This window comes from Nocardia cyriacigeorgica GUH-2, assembly GCF_000284035.1.
GTDB classification, from domain to species: domain Bacteria; phylum Actinomycetota; class Actinomycetes; order Mycobacteriales; family Mycobacteriaceae; genus Nocardia; species Nocardia cyriacigeorgica_B.
The window spans coordinates 1,179,126-1,198,347 of sequence record NC_016887.1 but is presented as its reverse complement, the minus strand read 5'-3'; the positions used below and the strand labels follow the sequence as shown (position 1 = coordinate 1,198,347).

The 19,222-nt window shown below is 68.5% G+C and carries 20 protein-coding genes; 8 read left to right on the top strand and 12 right to left on the bottom strand.

All coding sequences use genetic code 11. The annotated features are described in order from the left end of the window. Positions 1-2: 2 nt before the first annotated feature. The 5 genes from NOCYR_RS05390 to NOCYR_RS05370 all read right to left on the bottom strand — a co-directional run bounded on the left by NOCYR_RS05390 (position 3) and on the right by NOCYR_RS05370 (position 5,178). Positions 3-1,136, bottom strand: coding sequence for a serine hydrolase domain-containing protein (locus tag NOCYR_RS05390; protein WP_014349345.1), 1,134 nt, complete (start codon positions 1,134-1,136; stop codon positions 3-5). A gap of 285 nt (positions 1,137-1,421) precedes the next feature. Then, positions 1,422-2,582, bottom strand: coding sequence for an acyl-CoA dehydrogenase (locus tag NOCYR_RS05385; protein WP_014349344.1), 1,161 nt, complete (start codon positions 2,580-2,582; stop codon positions 1,422-1,424). A gap of 157 nt (positions 2,583-2,739) precedes the next feature. Next, positions 2,740-3,423 carry a TetR family transcriptional regulator gene (locus NOCYR_RS05380; RefSeq protein WP_014349343.1) on the bottom strand — a complete coding sequence of 228 codons (684 nt, stop codon included), beginning with the start codon at positions 3,421-3,423 and terminating at the stop codon, positions 2,740-2,742. A 32-nt stretch (positions 3,424-3,455) separates the two neighbouring features. Next, the gene (purE, locus tag NOCYR_RS05375) at positions 3,456-3,965 is read right to left on the bottom strand and encodes a 5-(carboxyamino)imidazole ribonucleotide mutase (protein WP_014349342.1); all 510 of its coding nucleotides are present in this window, start codon (positions 3,963-3,965) and stop codon (positions 3,456-3,458) included. Next, positions 3,958-5,178 carry a 5-(carboxyamino)imidazole ribonucleotide synthase gene (locus NOCYR_RS05370; protein WP_048832892.1) on the bottom strand — a complete coding sequence of 407 codons (1,221 nt, stop codon included), beginning with the start codon at positions 5,176-5,178 and terminating at the stop codon, positions 3,958-3,960. The genes purE and NOCYR_RS05370 overlap by 8 nt, the downstream gene beginning before the upstream one ends. Positions 5,179-5,217: 39 nt before the next feature. Here NOCYR_RS05370 and NOCYR_RS05365 point away from each other — a divergent pair, with 39 nt between their 5' ends. Next, positions 5,218-5,766: a GtrA family protein gene (locus tag NOCYR_RS05365; RefSeq protein ID WP_014349340.1), complete on the top strand. Its 549-nt coding sequence runs from the start codon at positions 5,218-5,220 to the stop codon at positions 5,764-5,766. A gap of 3 nt (positions 5,767-5,769) precedes the next feature. Here the strand turns inward: NOCYR_RS05365 and NOCYR_RS05360 are convergent, their stop codons facing one another. The 5 genes from NOCYR_RS05360 to NOCYR_RS05340 all read right to left on the bottom strand — a co-directional run bounded on the left by NOCYR_RS05360 (position 5,770) and on the right by NOCYR_RS05340 (position 9,469). Beyond that, the gene (locus NOCYR_RS05360) at positions 5,770-7,080 is read right to left on the bottom strand and encodes a sensor histidine kinase (RefSeq protein WP_048832890.1); all 1,311 of its coding nucleotides are present in this window, start codon (positions 7,078-7,080) and stop codon (positions 5,770-5,772) included. Between the two features lies 1 nt (position 7,081). Then, positions 7,082-7,759, bottom strand: coding sequence for a response regulator transcription factor (locus NOCYR_RS05355; RefSeq protein WP_014349338.1), 678 nt, complete (start codon positions 7,757-7,759; stop codon positions 7,082-7,084). A 40-nt stretch (positions 7,760-7,799) separates the two neighbouring features. Then, entirely contained in the window at positions 7,800-8,327 is a 528-nt protein-coding gene (locus NOCYR_RS05350; protein ID WP_014349337.1) for a PH domain-containing protein, read from the bottom strand. 112 nt (positions 8,328-8,439) lie between these two features. Further along, complete coding sequence (locus NOCYR_RS05345; protein WP_048832889.1) at positions 8,440-9,237, bottom strand: biotin--[acetyl-CoA-carboxylase] ligase; 798 nt, start codon at positions 9,235-9,237, stop codon at positions 8,440-8,442. Between the two features lie 28 nt (positions 9,238-9,265). Continuing rightward, positions 9,266-9,469: a hypothetical protein gene (locus NOCYR_RS05340; protein WP_014349335.1), complete on the bottom strand. Its 204-nt coding sequence runs from the start codon at positions 9,467-9,469 to the stop codon at positions 9,266-9,268. Between the two features lie 172 nt (positions 9,470-9,641). Between NOCYR_RS05340 and NOCYR_RS05335 the strand changes: the two genes are divergently transcribed. The 3 genes from NOCYR_RS05335 to NOCYR_RS05325 all read left to right on the top strand — a co-directional run bounded on the left by NOCYR_RS05335 (position 9,642) and on the right by NOCYR_RS05325 (position 12,410). Next, positions 9,642-11,282, top strand: coding sequence for an acyl-CoA carboxylase subunit beta (locus NOCYR_RS05335; RefSeq protein WP_048832888.1), 1,641 nt, complete (start codon positions 9,642-9,644; stop codon positions 11,280-11,282). Between the two features lie 128 nt (positions 11,283-11,410). Next, positions 11,411-11,743, top strand: coding sequence for an acyl-CoA carboxylase subunit epsilon (locus NOCYR_RS05330; RefSeq protein WP_014349332.1), 333 nt, complete (start codon positions 11,411-11,413; stop codon positions 11,741-11,743). Between the two features lie 28 nt (positions 11,744-11,771). Next, positions 11,772-12,410, top strand: coding sequence for a nucleoside triphosphate pyrophosphatase (locus NOCYR_RS05325; RefSeq protein WP_014349331.1), 639 nt, complete (start codon positions 11,772-11,774; stop codon positions 12,408-12,410). Here the strand turns inward: NOCYR_RS05325 and NOCYR_RS05320 are convergent. Then, entirely contained in the window at positions 12,333-13,082 is a 750-nt protein-coding gene (locus NOCYR_RS05320) for a helix-turn-helix transcriptional regulator (protein WP_014349330.1), read from the bottom strand. The two genes, NOCYR_RS05325 and NOCYR_RS05320, sit on opposite strands and share 78 nt — an antisense overlap. Before the next feature lie 168 nt (positions 13,083-13,250). Between NOCYR_RS05320 and NOCYR_RS05315 the strand changes: the two genes are divergently transcribed. From NOCYR_RS05315 to NOCYR_RS05300, 4 genes are all read left to right on the top strand, one after another. Next, entirely contained in the window at positions 13,251-14,156 is a 906-nt protein-coding gene (locus tag NOCYR_RS05315) for a sulfurtransferase (RefSeq protein ID WP_014349329.1), read from the top strand. A gap of 152 nt (positions 14,157-14,308) precedes the next feature. Continuing rightward, entirely contained in the window at positions 14,309-16,111 is a 1,803-nt protein-coding gene (locus NOCYR_RS05310) for an acetyl/propionyl/methylcrotonyl-CoA carboxylase subunit alpha (RefSeq protein ID WP_014349328.1), read from the top strand. 192 nt (positions 16,112-16,303) lie between these two features. Next, positions 16,304-17,245 (top strand): patatin-like phospholipase family protein, encoded by a 942-nt coding sequence (locus NOCYR_RS05305; protein ID WP_014349327.1) that lies wholly within the window; start codon positions 16,304-16,306, stop codon positions 17,243-17,245. Between the two features lie 295 nt (positions 17,246-17,540). Next, entirely contained in the window at positions 17,541-17,888 is a 348-nt protein-coding gene (locus tag NOCYR_RS05300; RefSeq protein ID WP_014349326.1) for a hypothetical protein, read from the top strand. 15 nt (positions 17,889-17,903) lie between these two features. On the opposite strand, the gene NOCYR_RS05295 is transcribed toward NOCYR_RS05300, so the two are convergent. Continuing rightward, positions 17,904-19,172, bottom strand: a complete 1,269-nt coding sequence (locus NOCYR_RS05295; RefSeq protein WP_148280536.1) for a beta-propeller fold lactonase family protein — start codon at positions 19,170-19,172, stop codon at positions 17,904-17,906. Positions 19,173-19,222: the final 50 nt, after the last annotated feature.

Here is a 19,222-nt window from a genome sequence, read left to right as displayed (position 1 = left end):
GTTCAGCCCGCGCGGGCGATGGTGCGGAAAACCTCGAAGGTCTCCGTCTCGTCCTGCGAGGTGCCGTAATCGCTGAGCTTGACGATGACGGTGCCGCTGGGCGGATCGACCCAGATGTACTGCCCGTAGACGCCGACCGCCGACAGGTCGGCGCCGTCGCCGCCGTCCGGATGCCACCACTGCGCCGAGTACCCCTCATCGGAGACCCGATGCGGTGACGGCGTGCTGATGCGCTCGATCCAGGCCGGCGGCACGATCTGCTGGTCGCCCACCCGGCCGCCGTCGGCGACCAGCTGCCCGATCTTGGCGAAATCGCGGGCGGTGGCATTCAGGCAGCAGAAGGCCTTCTCCTGGCCGCCCTCGCGATCGAGATTCCACAGCGCGTCGTCCACCCCGCCTATCGGCGCCCAGATATCGCGCGCCAGCAGTTCACTCAGCGAGGTGCCGGTGACCCGCGCCAGCGCCATGCCCAGCAGCTGGGTGTCGACGCTGCGGTAATCGCCGGTGCTGCCCGGCGGGAAGATCAGCGTGCGGTGCCCGTCGACGAACTCGGCCAGATCGGTGGTCAGGTACATGCGGGCGGTGCCGGTGAACGGCGCCCACTTGTTGTAGTTCTCCGAAACGTCGATGCCCGAACTCATATCGAGTAGATCGCCGATGGTGACCTTGTCGTAGTCGCCGCCGGTGGCGAGTTCGGGCAGCAGGTCCACCAGCCGGTCGTCCTCGCTCATCTGCCCGGCGGCGATGGCCCGGCCGATCAGCAGCGACACCACCGATTTGGCCACCGACCAGGACGACTGTGTCGTGGCCGGTCCGACGCCGTCGCGGTACCACTCGTGGATCATCGCCCCGTCGCGCAGCACCACGAACGAGTTGGTCTTCGTGGTGTCGAGGAACTCGGCCACCGAGATCTGCGCACCCTTCCACGGCACCGTATCCGGCAGCGGCGCTTCGGCTTTCGGCAGCGGCCGCGGATTCGGCGAAGCGGGAACGGTGCGCGAGGCGAACAACTCACCCTGAGTCGAGGGCGGTGCGAACATCAGCTGCGCCAGTGTCGGCGGGGAGGGCAGCGACATGATGGCCGTGGCGCCGAACGCGGCGGCGATCAGCAGCACCAGCGTTGCCGCGAAACCCACAGCCGCCCGGAGTAGGTATCGACGTCTGCGTGACGGCTGTGGTGCCGGCTCGTTCATGAACGGTCCTCGCTATCGGTTCCATCGGCGAGACCGGCGTTCACAACGGCCGAGAGCGCCGCGCTCATCGTATCCGGGGCGCGCAGGGCGAGCCGGGCGACGGGTGGGCAGCGACCGATGGGCGCATATACGGCTATACGGAAGGAAAGCCCCGTGCGATCGAACCGATGTGGTCCGATCGCACGGGGCTTTCCCGTCGAGCGCTACCGGCCACTCGGCCGGCGGTACTCAGCCCTTGAGCAGGGCGCGGCTCATGACCAGGCGCTGGATCTGGTTGGTGCCCTCGTAGATCTGGGTGATCTTCGCGTCGCGCATCATCCGCTCCACCGGGAAGTCGGTGGTGTAGCCGGCGCCGCCGAAGAGCTGGACGGCGTTGGTGGTGACTTCCATGGCCACATCGGAGGCGAAGCACTTGGCCGCGGCGGAGATGAAGCCGAGGTTCTGCTCGCCACGCTCGGCGCGGGCGGCCGAGGTGTAGACCATCAGGCGGGCCGCTTCCACCTTCATCGCCATGTCGGCCAGCATGAACTGGGTGTTCTGGAAGTCGGCGATGGCCTTACCGAACTGCTTGCGGTCCTTGGTGTAGGCGATGGCCGCGTCCAGCGCGCCCTGGGCCAGGCCGACGGCCTGCGCGCCGATGGTGGGACGGGTGTGGTCGAGGGTCTGCAGCGCGGTCTTGAAACCGGTGCCCGGCGCGCCGATCATCCGGTCGCCGGGAACGCGACAGTTCTCGAAGTAGAGCTCGGCGGTGGGCGAACCCTTGATGCCCAGCTTGTGCTCGAGCGGGCCGACGACGAAGCCTTCGTCGTCCTTGTGCACCATGAACGCCGAGATGCCGTTGGCGCCCTTGTCGGCGTCGGTCACGGCCATCACGGTGTACCAGGACGACTTGCCGCCGTTGGTGATCCAGCACTTGGAGCCGTTGATGACCCAGTCGTCGCCGTCCTGCTTGGCGCGGGTGCGCATGCTCGCCGCGTCGGAGCCGGCCTCACGCTCGGACAGCGCGTAGGAGGCCATCTCACCGTTGACGATGTCGGGCAGCACCTTCTGCTTCAGCTCCTCGGAGCCGTTGAGGATCAGGCCCATGGTGCCGAGCTTGTTGACCGCGGGGATCAGCGAGGAGGAACCGCAGACGCGGGCGACCTCTTCGATGACGATGCAGGTGGCGACCGAGTCCGCGCCCTGGCCACCGTAGGCCTCGGGCACGTGCACGGCGTTGAAGCCGGCCGCGTTGAGCGCGCTCAGCGCCTCTTCGGGGAAGCGGGCGTTGCCGTCGACGTCCTTGGCGTGCGGCGCGATCTCCTTCTCGGCCAGGCCGCGGATGGCCGCACGCAGCTCATCGTGGAAGTCCTCGAGCTTGAACAGGTCGAAATCGGGGTTTCCCGCCATCGGGCACGCTCCTGGTCGTGTGAAAAGCTGCGGTCCTTTCCAGACACACAGATTGGTCCGGCACTCAGTGCCACGTCGTTGCCGAGTATACGCGCCGAACTCGCGCGACCGGGAGGTACCGCGTGGCACTGAGTGTCAGAATCAGCTGTGTGGCTGGTCACAGATTACCGAGACGGCGTTCGAGCAGATCGGCGACCCGGCGCGGCGGCAGATCGCGCGGGAACACCGCGAGCACCAGCTCGTCGGACCCCGGCCGCTGCGCACCGCGCGGAATCGCGGCCAGCTCGACCCGCAGATCGGCCGCGCCGGCATCGGATTCCCCGCGCACCATGCGCCGCAACAGATAGTTGTGCGTCGCGGTGACCGCGGCGGTGAACTGCACCCGCGCCAGATCCGAGGCCTCCGGCAGCCGTTCGCGCAGGAAATCGGTGAACAACCGCTCGTACCGGAACACCGTCACGATCTCGCGCTCCCGCAACGCGGGCACCCGCCGCACCACCCGATACCGGCGCGCGGCGATATCCCGCCACTGCGTGAACCGCTCGAACACGCCGACCACCGCCGAGCACACCGCGTCCCACGGGTCCTCGTCGCTGGCCGCCAGGTACTCCCCCGCCGCCGCCAGCTGCGCCTCGTGATCGGCGAAGATCACATCTTCCTTGGACCGGAACTGCCGGAAGAACGTGCGCCGCGAGATACCCGCCGCCTCGGCGATCGCATCCACCGACGTCGACTCATACCCCTGTTCGGCGAACAATCGCAGGGCCACATCCACTACGGCCAAGCGGAACCGAACGGTGTCGTCTCCCGCTGTGACCCGCGCCGTCTCGTCGGTCGTCATCGTTTCACCGTATCGAGGACCGGGCCGAGTGCTCAGCCGAGCAGCTTGCGGCGCAGCGCCTCGTCCTTGTCCAGCACCATCTGCTCGAGTCCGGCCTGGAACTGCCGCATGCGCTCGAGCAGGGCCGGGTCGTGGGCGGCGAGGATGCGGGCGGCGAGCAGGCCGGCGTTACGGGCACCGCCGATGGAGACGGTGGCGACCGGGACACCGGCGGGCATCTGCACGATGGACAGCAGCGAGTCCATGCCGTCGAGATATTTCAGCGGGACCGGGACGCCGATCACCGGCAGCGGTGTCGCCGAGGCGACCATGCCGGGCAGGTGCGCGGCACCGCCCGCCCCGGCGATGATGACCTTGATGCCGCGCCCGGCCGCGTCGCGGGCGTAGTCGAGCATGCGCTGCGGGGTGCGGTGCGCCGACACCACGCCGACCTCGAAGCGGATCCCGAACTCGGCCAGCGCCTCGGCGGCGGCCTCCATGGTCGGCCAGTCGGAGTCGCTGCCCATGATCAGGCCGACTGCCGGGCCCTGCTGCTCACTCATGCGGATCCCATCCGTCGGTCCATACGGCGTGCGACATCCAATGCGCCGCCCACTCGGCCTTCTCCCGCACCGTGGCGACATCGTCACCCAGCACGTTCACATGCCCGATCTTGCGATCCGGGCGCTCCCCCTTGCCATACAGGTGCACCTTCGCATCCGGCATCCGGGCGAACAAGTGATGCAGCCGCTCGTCCATCGACATGGCGGGTGCCTCGGGCGCGCCGAGGATATTCGCCATCACCGTGACCGGCGCCAGCGGGCTGGTGTCGCCGAGCGGGTAGTCGAGCACCGCGCGCAGATGCTGTTCGAATTGACCGGTGCGGGCGCCGTCCATGCCCCAGTGCCCGGAATTGTGCGGACGCATGGCCAGCTCGTTGATCAGCAGCGTGCCGTCGTGGGTCTCGAACAGCTCCACCGCCATCGCGCCGACCACACCGAGTTCGCTGGCCAGCGCGAGCGCCATGGTCTCGGCCTCGGCGCCGATCTGCTCCGGCAGCTCCGGAGCCGGCGCGATGACGACCGCGCACTGACCCTTGCGCTGCACGGTCTCCACCACCGGCCACGTCGCGGCCTGCCCGAACGGCGAGCGCGCCACCATCGCCGACAGCTCACGCTTCAGGTCCACCCGGGCCTCGGCCAGCAGCCGCACCCCGTGCGCGAGCTGGTCGGTGACGATCCGCTCGGCCTCGGCGGCGTCAGCGGGCATCCACACCCCGCGCCCGTCGTAGCCGCCGCGCACCGCCTTGATGACGATCGGCCAGCCCTGTTCGGCGCCGAACTTCAGCGCATCAGCGGGCTCGGTGACCTCCACGAACGCCGGCACCGGCAGCCCCATACTCGACAGCTTGGTGCGCATGGCCAGCTTGTCCTGGGCGTAGAGCAGCGCCGACGGCGGCGGCTGGACGTTCACGCCCTCGGCGACCAGCGTCTCGAGGTGCTCGGTCGGCACATGCTCGTGATCGAAGGTCAGCGCGTGCGAGCCGACGGCGGCGGCCCGCAGCGCGGCCAGGTCGGTGTGGCTACCGAGGACGACGTCGGGGCTGACCTGCGCGGCCGGATCGCCGGGCTGCTCGGCGAGAACCCGCAGGCGCTGGCCCAATGCGATGGCGGCCTGGTGCGTCATGCGCGCGAGCTGGCCACCGCCGATCATGGTGACGGTCGGCATTGCCGAAGGATCGAAGGAACGTGCGCTCACGTCGGTCAATACTGTCATGTCCGGTGCGAATGACCGCTACCGGTACACTCGGGCCTTGTGTCATTCGTCGACGACGTGGTCAGCGTCCTTCCCAAGCCTGCGCAGGAGATCGCGTATCGCCACCGTGAGCTGATCAAGTTCGCGATCGTCGGCGCGACCACATTCGTCATCGACAGCGGCATCTTCTACGCCTTGAAGTGGACGGTACTGGCCGAGAAGCCGGTCACCGCGAAGATCATCGCGGGTGTGATCGCGGTGATCGCCTCCTACATCCTGAACCGGGAATGGTCGTTCAAGAACCGCGGCGGACGTGAGCGTCATCATGAGGCGCTGTTGTTCTTCGGCGTCAGCGGCGTGGGCGTGGTGCTGAGCTTCGTCCCGCTGTGGATCTCCAGCTATGTGTTCCACCTGCGCCAGCCCGATGTCAGCTTCCTGGTGGAGAACATCGCCGACTTCGTCAGCGCCTACATCATCGGCAACCTGCTGCAGATGGCGTTCCGCTTCTGGGCCATGCGGCGCTGGGTGTTCCCCGATGAGATGGAACAGATCATGGAAGAGTTCGAAGAACTCGTCGAGGAAGAGCGCCGGCTCGGTCACCAGGGCTGAGTCCTACCTCGGTTCGCCCACTACTCCATTGGCCTGACGCGCCACCGTCGGCGCTCCCAGGAACACCGCGAACAATGCCGGCCTGCGGCGCTGCAGCTCCAGCCGCCCGCCGTCGGCCTCGATCAACGCCCGCGCCAGCGCCAGCCCCACACCGGTCGAGCCGGCGCCGGAGAAGCCCCGATCGAAGATGTGCGGGGCCAGCTCATCGCTGACACCGTCGCCCTCGTCGGCGATCTCCACACACACCAGCGGCTCCCGATCCCCGCCCGGGCGCACCGTGCGCACCGACACCGTGCAGGTGCCGCCGCCGTGCATCAGCGCGTTGTCGATCAGCACCGCGACCGCTTCGCGCAACCGGGAACCGGTGATCGGGGCGCGTAACTGCTCGTCGCCGATCAATTGCAGTGTGCGCCCGGCCTCGGTGAAGGGGTGGTTCCATTCGGCGACGATGCCGCGCAGCTCGTCCATCACCGGCACCGGGTCGCGGTCGGTGGCGTCCTCGTCGCGGGAGGCGCGCACCAGATCATCGATGGCCTCGGTGAGCCGGTCGACCTGCGCCATCGCCTCCTCGGCCTCGTGCACCACATCCGGATCGTGGTGGGCCGACAACTCGTCCAGGCGCAACCGCACGGCGGTCAGGCGGCTGCGCAGCTGATGGGAGACGTCGGCCACCAGCGCGTGCTCACGTTGCAGCCGCCCGGCGATCTCCACGGTCGCCGAATCCAGCACATCGGAGACCCGGTCCAGTTCGGCGATGCCATGCCTGCGCGGATCGGGGCGGAAATCGCCCATGGCCAGCCGGGCCGCGCGGGCCGCCACATCGCGCAGCGGATCGGCGACCCGGCGCGCGGTCACCACCGCCACCGCCACTGCGGCGCTGAGCGAGGCCAGCACGGCCAGCCCGACCACCGCGACGGCCTGACGCTGCCTGGCATGCATCGGCGCCGACGGCACCTCCAGCCGCAACGACCCCGACGCCCCCATCGACAGCGATTCCAGCAGCGGATCCTGCACCCGCTCCGGGCCGATATCGACCTGCGAGGCGTTGTCGTGCGGCGCCGGATAGATGATGGTGAGCTTGCCGTCGTCGGGCACCAGCGGACGCACCGTGCGCAGGTCGAGGCCGTCGTGCACCCGGCCGTCCTCGCGTTCCTGGGCGATCACCTCCACCGCGATCCGCTCGAGCCGGTTCTGCAGATCGTTGCGGGTGATGTCTTCGACCCACAGCCACGCGGTGTAGGTCAGCGGTACGCCGAGCGCGACCGTGGTGAGCATGAGCACGGTCAGCATCGACCGCAGAATCCGGCGCCGCACGTCAGTCGGTGTTCAGCCGGAAGCCGACACCGCGCACGGTGACGATGCGCCGCTCGGCCATCGGGCCCTCGTCGCCGATCTTGCGGCGCAGCCAGGACATGTGCATATCGAGGGTCTTGGAGCCGCGCAGCTCGGCATCGCCCCACACCTCACGCAGGATCGTGTCCCGCGACACCACCTGGCCGGCCCGGTCGATGAGCACCTTGAGCAGCTCGTACTCCTTGTTGGCCAGGCCCACCTCGACGCCGTTGACCAGCACCCGCCGCGCCGCCGGCTCCAGCCGGATACCGCCGACCTCGACCGAATCGTCACCGATTCCGCTGCGCCGCAACAGCGCTCGCACCCGGGCCAGCAGTTCGGCCAGCCGGAACGGTTTGCCCACATAGTCGTCGGCGCCCGCGTCGAGCCCGACCACGAAATCGACCTCGTCGGTGCGCGCGGTCAACATCAGCACGGCCAGGTCGGCGCCCCGCGCGCGCACCTGACGGCACACCTCGAGCCCGTCCATGCCGGGCAGCCCGAGATCGAGGATCAGCAGATCGTGGTTGCCCTCGAGCGCGCGGCGCAGCACCGCCGGGCCGAAGCGTTCGACGGTGACCGAGTAGCCCTCCCGGCCCAGCGCGCGCGAGAGCGGCGCGGCGATGGCCTCATCGTCCTCGGCCAGCAGTACAGCGGTCATAGAGCAAGATTACGGACCGGCGCGGCGACGGGCGCGGCGCTCACCGGTAGCCGTGCAGATCGTCACGGTGGCCGCGCTCGACCTCGAACACCTGGTGGTAGAGCAGCGCGTGCACCTGCTGCACCGCCGGGATGTCGTCGTATTCGAGCGGTTCCTCCGAGGAGGAGCCGATGATCAGCGTGCCGGTGCCGAGCAGGCGGTCGAACAGCCCGTGTCGGAACTGGACGCTGGAGATGCGGCTCATCGGGATGTCGATACCGGTGTGGGTGATCACGCCCTGACGCACCAGCACGCGCCGCTGGGTGATGATGAAATGTGTCGACTTCCAGCTGATCAGCGGCACGACACAGCGCCAGATCACGAGGAACAGCCAGACCAGGAAGATCACCAGCAGCAGGATCGATCGGCCGGGCGTCTCGGTGTTGCGGTAGGCCACCCCACCGGCGAAGCCGGCCACCGCGGTGGCGACGATCAACGTGACGACGGGCCAGAACAGCATCTTCCAATGCGGATGGCGATGCAGTATCAGCTCTTCGTCGGGCGCCAGGACGTCCTCCGGATAACCCATGTGCCGAACCCTACCGCTCGGACCGGCGAAACGATCGGCGTCCGGCGGGGTGTCGAGACGGGCTGTGGGGTGGAACTCGCTCGACCGCAACGAGTTCAGCGGCCGGATCGCGTTATTCCGGACGCAGATGGGTGACGTCGCCGGCCGAGACCGCCTGATCGCCGATCAGTAGCCGGCCCGCGTCGTCGACATCGGTGGCCACCCCGGTGAGCGTCTTCCCACCGGGCAGCGCGGCGCGCACCCGGGCACCGAGCGTCGCGCACCGCTCGCGGTAGGCGGCCGCCAGATGCGGGACGGCCCAACCCTCTTCGCGCCAGGCGTCCATCCGGCGGGCGAATTCGGTGAGGATCGAACGGGCCAGCGCGGTGCGGTCGGTGACGGCCGCACCGGCCAGCGTCAGCGAGGTGGCATGCGGGACGGGCAATTCGTCCTCGGCGAGGCTCACATTCAGCCCGATGCCGACCACCACCGCTGGTTCGGCCCCGCTCGCCGCGACCTCGGCGAGGATGCCCGCCACCTTGCGGCCCTCGATCAAGACGTCATTGGGCCACTTGAGGGTGGCGGGCACCGAGGCCGTCTCTCGCAGCGCGTCCACCACCGCGACTCCCGTCAACAGGGGTAGCCAGCCGAGGGCGGATGGATCGATCCCCGGCAGCCGCACCAGCACCGACAACGCTATCTGCGCGCGCGGCGGGCTCACCCACACCCGGGCATGCCTGCCGCGCCCCTGTTCCTGCGCCTCGGCAAGCAAAGCGACGCGGTCGAGATCCGGGTCGGCCGCCCGGGCGATCAGATCGGCGTTGGTGGATCCGGTCGTCTCCACCACCTCGATCTCGCGATAGAACGACAACTGGTCGTCGCCGGCGATATCGCGCCGCAACTGCTCTGCATCCAACGGTGGCCTGTGCACATGCGCAGGCTACTCGCCGTCGGCGCAGCTACCCCGCGAGATCGTATTCGCCCGGACGCGCCGCCCGTCGCATCGCGGACACGCCCCCGATCTCCCCCTCGGCAGCCTCCGCGGTGAATCCGGATTCTGCCGTCGCCGCCACTTCGGTGAACGTCGGTTCCGGCTCCGCGACCGGTTGGGTGAACGCCGCGGCGGACGCGTGTTCGGCCACCGTTCTGCTCCACTCCCACATGCTCGCTCTCCTCCCCTGAGCTCGAAAAATGAATGCTCACAGGGTATTGCGGCGCCCATTGGGAAAGAAACCGATTTTTCGCCCCACCCCCGTGCCCACCTGCGGTTTTTTACTGACCGGTAGCCCTTCCTGGGTTAACAGGCGGTACTGGCACTGGTTACACTCCGAACCCATGACGAGTGTCCAGCAGCAGCCTACGCCGGGTCCGGCGGGTGCCCCAGATATCCACACCACCGCCGGCAAGCTGGCTGACCTGCGGAATCGACTGGAAGAAGCCAAGCACCCGATGGGTGAGGCCGCAGTCGACAAGGTGCACGCCAAGGGCAAGATGACCGCCCGCGAACGCATCCTGGCCCTGCTCGACGAGGGCTCCTTCGTCGAGCTGGACGCCCTGGCGCGCCACCGCAGCGTGAACTTCGGCTTGGAGAACAACCGCCCGCTCGGTGACGGCGTCGTCACCGGTTACGGCACCATCGACGGCCGCGACGTGTGCATCTTCAGCCAGGACGTCACCGTCTTCGGTGGCAGCCTCGGCGAGGTGTACGGCGAGAAGATCGTCAAGGTCATGGACCTGGCGCTGAAGACCGGCCGCCCGCTGATCGGCATCAACGAAGGCGCCGGCGCGCGCATTCAGGAGGGTGTGGTCTCGCTCGGCCTCTACGGCGAGATCTTCCACCGCAACATCCAGGCCTCCGGCGTCATCCCGCAGATCTCGCTGATCATGGGCCCGGCCGCCGGCGGTCACGTGTACTCCCCCGCGCTCACCGACTTCGTGGTGATGGTCGACCAGACCAGCCAGATGTTCGTCACCGGCCCGGACGTCATCAAAACGGTCACCGGTGAGGAAGTCACCATGGAAGAGCTGGGTGGCGCCAACACGCACATGACCAAGTCCGGTGTCGCGCACTACGTCGCCTCCGGCGAGCAGGACGCCCTCGACTACGTCAAGGATCTGCTGTCCTACCTGCCCAGCAACAATCGCGCCGAAGCTCCGCGCTTCCCGGCCACCGATCCGATCGACGGCGCCATCGAGGACTCGCTCACCGAAGAAGACCTCGAGCTCGACACGCTGATCCCGGATTCGCCGAACCAGCCCTACGACATGCACGAGGTCATCCGTCGCCTGCTCGACGACGACGAATTCCTCGAGGTGCAGGCCGAGCGCGCGATGAACATCATCGTCGGCTTCGGCCGGGTCGACGGCCGCAGCGTCGGCATCGTCGCCAACCAGCCCACGCAGTTCGCCGGCTGCCTCGACATCGACGCCTCGGAGAAGGCCGCGCGCTTCGTGCGCACCTGCGACGCGTTCAACGTCCCGATCATCACCCTGGTCGATGTTCCCGGCTTCCTGCCCGGCACCGGACAGGAATACAACGGCATCATCCGGCGCGGCGCGAAGCTGCTCTACGCCTACGGTGAGGCCACTGTGGGCAAAATCACGATCATCACTCGCAAGGCCTACGGCGGCGCCTACGACGTCATGGGTTCCAAGCACATGGGTGCCGATGTGAACCTCGCCTGGCCCACCGCGCAGATCGCCGTGATGGGTGCTTCCGGGGCCGTCGGATTCGTCTACCGCAAGCAGCTGGCCGAGGCCGCCAAAGAGGGCGCCGACGTCGATGCGCTGCGGCTCGAACTGCAGAACGAGTACGAGGACACCTTGGTCAACCCCTACGTCGCCGCCGAGCGCGGTTACGTCGACGCGGTCATCCCGCCGTCGCACACCCGCGGTCAGATCGTGTCCGCGCTGCGACTGCTCGAACGCAAGATGGTGACCCTGCCGCCGAAGAAACACGGCAACATTCCGCTGTGAATCAGCGATACCCTCGTTGAGCCGCGCACACTGGTTGCAGTGATGCAATGAGTGAATCCGACGATGATTGCGTCTCTTGACCGGACACGACCCCCGTCCGGCCAAGGCAAGAGAGAGGATCTGGCACCGTGACAATCGTGGCAGATGAAGAAGTGCTGACCGCCGCCGAACTCGACCTCGCGGTCGACTCGCTCACCGATGACGCCGCGGCGGTCGGCACCGACGTCGACGCTGCCCTGGCTGCGGTCGCGGGCGACAAGCCCTTCCTGATCATCGAGAAGGGTGCGCCCACCGATGAGGAGATCGCGGCGCTGGTGTGCGTGCTGAGCGCGGCGGCGAGCAGTGCGGCGCCGGCGGGCCCGCCGGGACCGAGCGATTTCTGGGGCAGGCCCACCATGATGCACCGTGGTACCTCGCCGTTCTCGCCGTACGCGTTCCCCCAGCTGTCACACCTGCGCTGAGCCGACGACGCCGGGAGGGGAACTCTCCGTGACCGAAATGGTCCTCGCGTCAGCGTCCCCTGCCCGGCGTACCGTGCTGCGGTCCGCCGGGATCGAGCCCGTCGTCCGGGTCTCGGAGGTGGACGAGGACGCCATTGCCGCGGCACTGCCCGCGGACACCCCACCACAGCAGGTGGTGGTCGAACTGGCCAAGGCCAAGGCCGCGACGATCGCCGCGGCCGTCCCCGAGTACGCCGCCGACTGTGTGGTGGTCGGCTGCGATTCCATGCTGTTGATCGACGGCACGCTGCAGGGCAAACCGCATACCCCCGAGGTGGCGCGGGCGCGCTGGAACGCGATGGCCGGGCGCAGCGCCGAACTCATCACCGGGCACTGCGTACTGCGCCTGCTGGACGGCGCCGTGACGGCCGAAGCGGTGGATTGCAGCTCCACCACGATTCATTTCGCCAAACCCGAACCCGAGGCGCTGGACGCCTATATCGCCACCGGTGAGCCCTTGCAGGTGGCCGGTGCGTTCACCCTCGACGGGCTCGGCGGCTGGTTCGTCGACCGCATCGACGGCGATCCGTCGAGCGTGATCGGCATCGGCCTACCACTGCTGCGCAGGTTGCTCGACGATGTCGGGGTCGGCGTCGCGGACCTGTGGCGTCATCCGGCCCAGAACTGACGGAGCCGGGCGCGGCCCCTCGTTGTAGGGTTCGCCCACCGCGAGCAGGGCCAGGCGCAGTTCGCACACCTCGGCCTCGACGAACGGATCGAGGCTGACCGCCACCCGGTCGCGGGCGCCGTTGCGGTCCAGCACTTCCTGCAGCAGCCCCTGATGCACGCCGCAGACCACCTCGGAATGCGTGCGGGCCAATTCGCGCAGCGGGCAGGCGGTCAGCCGGATGGTGACCTTCTCGTCGGTATCGCCGGCCGGATCGCGTTCGGGGGCGAAGCCGAGCTCCGACATCAGCGACATGGCCAGATCCTTGGCCTCGCCGAGCGATTCGGCGGGCTGCTCGACCACGTCCAGGCGCGCACCCCAGGCGCGGCCGGCCGCCACCGCGGCTTCGGCGCGACGGCGCGGGTCCGGGCCGAGCTGATCGGCGAGCACCTGCGCCAATTCCTGATAGCCGACCGTTCGCTGGACGGCGCGGTAACCGATCCGCGGGCGGCCACGACCGCGTGGCGGCTGCTGAAACTGGCGAACCAGCGATTCCCGGGTGAGGACATCGAGATGAAATCGGACCGTGGTGACGTGCTGTCCGGTGATCTTGGCCAGCTCCTGGGCGTCGAGAGGCTCACTGGCGCCACGTAGGATCGCGAGCAGTCGCCGCCGCGGCCACGAATCGGACATAGCTCACCCCTCCTCCCGGGAGACTTTATCGGATGCTCGTGCGATTTATTCGCCCAATCAGCCGATTTGTGATCTGAAACGAGATTCATCTTCGCGTCACACATACCATGCACTGTGCGACTCCGATACCGCCCTACCGCCGCCTACCTCGTGTGAAGGATCCCTGACGTGCCCGTCGCCCCGGACCCCACTCCCGCCTTCGGTGCCTACGCACACCCACAACGACTAGTAACCACGGAATGGCTGTCGGCAAACATCGGCGCTCCCGGGCTCAAGATCATCGAATCGAACGAAGACATCCTGCTCTATGACATCGGGCATGTGCCCGGCGCCACCAAGATCGACTGGCGCGGTGACCTCAACGATCCGGTGACCCGCGACTACATCGACGGCCCCAGGTTCACCGAACTCATGCGCGCCAAGGGCATCGAACGCGAGGACACCGTGGTCGTCTACGGCGATCGCGGCAACGCGCAGGCCGCCCACACCCTCTGGGTGCTCACCCTGTTCGGCCACGAGGACGTCCGGCTGCTCGACGGCGGCCGCGAGGCCTGGATCGGCGAGGAACGCGACACCACCTTCGAGCCGCCGCGCCTGACCGAGAGCCACTACCCCGCCGTGCGCCGCGACGACAGCACCGATCGCGCCTTCCGCTCGGAGGTGCTCAGCCATCTGGGCAAACCGCTGGTGGATGTGCGCTCGCCGGAGGAATACACCGGGGAGGCGCTCGCCGCACCCGACGATCTCGCCCTGCGCGGCGGCCACATCCCGACCGCGGTGAACATCCCCTGGACCGAGGCCCTCAACTCCGATGGCCGCTTCCGTCCCCGCGCCGATCTCGACTCCCTCTACGGCGATCTCACCGCCGAAGACGCCCTGATCGTCTACAGCAGGGTCGGCGAGCGTTCCAGCCACACCTGGTTCGTGCTGAAGTACCTGCTCGGCTTCGACTCGGTGCGCAACTACGATGGATCCTGGACCGAATGGGGCAACTCGGTGCGCATGCCGATCGCGCGCGGAAGTGAGCCGGGCAGCGCACCGGCCGGTGCCGGACGCCGAGCGCGGACCAGGTAACACATACCCCGCCCGGGCCCATATGTGATCCACGACCTACTCTTCGGTAGGACTATCCGAGTTCGGCGTCTGTTGGCAGACTGCCTACACTCGCCCCAGACGTAAATTGTCGACCCAGGGGCGACTACAGAGAAGATTGCACAGGAGGCTCAGTGCCCAGCCATGCCAGCGCGCAGATCACGAAGGTACTCGTAGCTAACCGAGGCGAGATCGCCGTGCGCGTGATCCGGGCGGCCAAGGATGCCGGTATCGGCAGCGTCGCGGTGTACGCCGAACCCGATGCCGATGCCCCGTTCGTCAAGCTCGCCGATGAGGCCTTCGCCCTCGGTGGACAGACGTCGGCAGAGTCGTACCTGGTGTTCGACAAGATCCTCGACGCCGCCGCTAAGTCCGGGGCCGATGCCATCCACCCCGGTTACGGCTTCCTTTCCGAGAACGCCGACTTCGCCCAGGCCGTCATCGACGCCGGGCTGATCTGGATCGGCCCGTCGCCGCAGTCCATCCGCGACCTCGGCGACAAGGTCACCGCCCGCCACATCGCCGAACGCGCGAACGCGCCGATGGCCGCGGGCACCAAGGATCCGGTCAAGAACGCCGACGAGGTCGTCGAGTTCGCCAAGAAGTACGGCGTCCCGGTGGCCATCAAGGCCGCTTTCGGTGGCGGTGGCCGCGGCATGAAGGTCGCCCACACCATCGAAGAGATCCCGGAGCTGTTCGAATCGGCCACCCGCGAGGCGGTCGCCGCCTTCGGTCGCGGTGAATGCTTCGTCGAGCAGTACCTGGACAAGGCCCGCCACGTCGAGGCGCAGGTCATCGCCGACAAGCACGGCAACGTGGTGGTCGCCGGTACCCGCGACTGCTCGTTGCAGCGCCGGTTCCAGAAGCTGGTCGAGGAGGCGCCCGCGCCGTTCCTGTCCGACGAGGTGCGCGCCAAGATCCACGAGTCCGCCAAGCGGATCTGCCGCGAGGCCCACTACTACGGTGCAGGCACCGTCGAGTACCTGGTCCAGGGCGAGACCGTGTCGTTCCTCGAGGTGAACACCCGCCTGCAGGTCGAACACCCGGTCACCGAGGAGACCTCGGGCATCGACCTGGTGCGCCAGCAGTTCCGCATCGCCAACGGCGAGGAACTGTCGATCAAGGAAGACCCGACTCCGCGGGGCCACTCCTTCGAGTTCCGGATCAACGGTGAGGACGCCGGCCGCGGCTTCCTGCCGGCCCCCGGCCCGGTCACCGCCTACTCCGAGCCCACCGGCCCGGGCGTGCGCGTGGACTCCGGCGTGGTGGCAGGCAGCGTGATCGGCGGCCAGTTCGACTCCATGCTGGCCAAGCTGATCGTCACCGGCGAGAACCGCACCCAGGCGCTGGAGCGGGCACGGCGCGCGCTGGCCGAGTTCCACGTCGAGGGACTGGCCACCGTCATCCCGTTCCACCGCGCGATCGTCGAGGATCCGGCGTTCATCGGTGACGGCGAGAAGTTCGACGTCTACACCAAGTGGATCGAGAACGAGTGGAACAACACCATCGAGCCCTACACCGGTGGCGCGCCGCTGGATGAGGACGAGGAAGGCCCGCGCCAGAAGGTGGTCGTGGAGGTCGGCGGCCGTCGCGTCGAGGTCTCGCTGCCCGGCAACTTCACCGTCGGCGCGGGTGCCGCGGGCGCGGGCGGCAACGGCGCCGGTGTGATCCGCAAGAAGCCCAAGCCGCGCAAGCGTGGCGGCGCGGGCGGCGGCGCGGCGTCGGGTGACTCGGTCACCGCGCCGATGCAGGGCACCGTCGTCAAGGTCGCGGTCGAGGAAGGCCAGACCGTCGAGGCCGGCGACCTGATCGTGGTGCTCGAGGCCATGAAGATGGAGAACCCGGTCAACGCGCACAAGGCCGGTGTGGTCACCGGTCTGGCCGTGGAAGCCGGCGCCGCCATCACCCAGGGCACCGTGCTGGCCGAGATCAAGTAGGAACCGGCCGGTCCAGAGACAAACGGGCCGCGAACGAGGGCAAATCCCCCGTTCGCGGCCCGTCTCACATCCAGGTGCCGCCGCGAAGGCCGGCGACAACACGGGAACGCAACTGCCGCGAACACGCCGGAGGGGCGACCTCGAGGAGCCCCGTTCGCGGCCCGCGGCCAAAAGACACAGTATTGTGGTCGCGTGACCAGCTCTGTTCCCGCCGTCGCGGAGGTCATTCGTGGCCGCGTCGAGTCCGGTAGCCGCGCCGATGGGCATCGGCTGGTGCTCGTCGTGGAGGGCGGGGGTAGCCGCGGGGTGTATTCCAGCGGCATGGTGCACGGGCTCGAGCAGCTGGGATTGTCGGCGGTGTTCGACGCCGTGTACGGCACGTCGGCCGGCGCGATCAATGGCGCCTGGTTGCTGTGCGGGCGGGCCGAGCCGGGGATGCGGTCGTGGACCGATCCGGCGATCATGCGCCGCGCGATCGATCCCGCCCGGCTGTTGCGCGGGCGCCCGGCCTTCGATCTGCGGTATCTGGTGCATCAGGTCTACGACGGGATCGAGCCGATGGATTTCCCGGCGATCCTGGCCAATCCCACCACCTTCCATCCGGTGGCCACCGATGTGCGCACCGGGCTCGCGGTCGACCTGAACCGGCACATCGTGGACAAGCGCACCCTCATGACCGCGCTGCGAGCCTCGGCGGGGCTGCCGATCCTGGCCGGGCCGCCGGTCGCCCTCGGCGATGGGCAGTACCTCGACGGCGGGCTCGCCGAAACCGTGCCGATCCGCACCGCGCTGCGGTCGGGTGCGACGCATGCGCTGGTGCTGCGGACCCGTCGGGTGGACGAGCGACGCCCACCCGCGTCACGGGTGCATTCGGTGGTCGGCGGTTCCTATCTGCGGGTCCGCGCGCCCGGTGCGTACCGGGCCTGGTTGGAGCGTCCGCAGCAGCAGTCGGTGGAAGACCGGGTTTTGGCCGGTCTCGGCGACGCCGTTCTGCAGATTCATCCGCCCGCGGGTTCGCCCGCCGTCGACAGCGCGGCCCGGGATACGGATCTGCTGGCGCGGGCGCTGGAGATCGGGCGGCGGGCGGCACACGACGCGCTGGGCGAGGTCGTCGCACCGCGCGACCGCAGCTGACCTGCCGGCCGCGCATCGAAGGGTCCGCTGAGAGCGCCTCGCGGCACAGTCGCGTCGATCGGATGCGCATTCCCGGCCCGGACATGCACCATTTCGCCGAGCGGTAGCCGAAAGCGCCAGTGGCTTGGCGAGCCGCAGCCGGCCGAGTCGCGCGGTCCAGCGGTAGCGCATCCGACGGCGCGGCTGCCGAGCAATCGCCGGCCGAGTCGCGCGACTAACCTTGCACCGGCGGGCGGCCGCGTTGGCGCGGACCATGGCCGACGCACCGCCGGGCACCCGAGACCGAGGAGAGCTGATGGAACCGATCGAGATCAACGCGGGCTCCTGGTACCTGCGCGCCCTGCGCGCCGACGACCGCATCGACGACCGTCCGGCCCTGGCCGAGGGCGGCATCACCGATCCCGGCTACGTGGCCCGCCGCACCGCCCAGTGGGACGAGGAAACCCATTACTCCTGGGCGGTGTGCGAACCGACGACCGCCGAACTCGTCGCCGAGGTCGGCGTCACGCCCGGCGAGGGCCATTCCGCCGAGATCGCCGGCTGGTCCCGGCCGGGCTATGACGAGGCTCTGGAGGCCGGGATGACGGCGGTCCTGCGATTCACCGAGGGCGCACTCGGGCTCACCCCGCGCCGAGCGGACTGACCCGGCGCGCCGGCGTCAGCGCATGACCCCGGTATGCCCGGTGGAGTACCGCCCCGGCTGTGGCCACACCGTCAGCCCGTGCGCGCCCTTCCCGACGGGTATGCGGGCCAGGAGTTTCCAGTCGATGATGTCGATGGCGTAGACCTCGCCGTGGTGGCGGCCCGACACCCAGAAGACGCGGCCGTCGGCGGAGATATTGCCCATATCGGGGCTGCCGCCGCCTGGCAGATACCACTTGTGCACCAGCTTGTCCTCGGCGAAGTCCCACACCGAGATGCTGCCCTCGTGCCGGTTGGTGATGATCATCTGCTTGGAGTCGCGGGTGATGTAGAGCCCGTGCGCACCATGGCCCGTCGGCACGAAACCGGTGTTCTCGAAGGTGAGAGCGTCGAAGACGTAGATGCCGTTGGCCACCATATCGGCGACGAAGAACTGCTTGCCGTCCGGTGAGAGCTTCACGTCCTGCGGTTTGCCGGAGCGTCCGCCGGGCAGATCGATGGTCCTGATCGGCTTGCGTTCGGCGACGTCGAAAACCAGCATCCGCCCGATGAATTCGCAGCTGGCCAGGGCGAAGCGGCCGTCGGCGGTGAAGTCCATATGGTCGACGCCCGCGCAGTCGGGTACCGGGACGCCGTGCACCTTCTGCCAGGTCTTCGGATCGTAGAAGTCGAGCGACTTGTCCGCCTCGGCCACGACCAGGGCGAACTTACCGTCCGGGGTGTAGTACATGTTGTACGGGTCGCGCACCGGAATCGGCTCGCCCGGCTTACCGGTACGCGGGTCGATGGGCAGCAGGCTGCCGCCGCCGATGGGCAGATCATTGGTGGCGTAGAGGGTCTGCATGTCGTAGGACGGGACCACGTGCTGGGGTTCCTGCCCGCCCGAGGAGAAGGTGTCGACCACCTGGAAGGTGGCCTGGTCGATGACGGTGACGGTGTTGGATTCGCTGTTGGGCACGTAGACGAGCGGACGGTGATCGGCGACCGAGGGATCGAGTTCCCGGTTGGCCGCGTACACGTCGGTCTCCGACAGCGGCGGCGGCATGCCGGGTAGCAGGTTCGCCAGATGGGGTGGTGGCGGCGCGGAGGTGGTGGTTCCGGTGGCACTGTCGGTGTGCTGGACCGAGCCGGCCTCGCTGGTGGTGCAGCCGGCGACGGCCGCGACCACCGCTAGCGAGGCGACCAGCGAGGCCCGGCGTCGCCGCAGGTTCCGCGTCGCAGCCTCCGAACACTGACCGCGCACGCCGGATACCGGCGCTGAAATGTGGTGCTGACGGGAGGACATGGCTGCGAAGCATAGGGATAGCCACCCGGTAGCGCAGCTGTCCGCGCCGT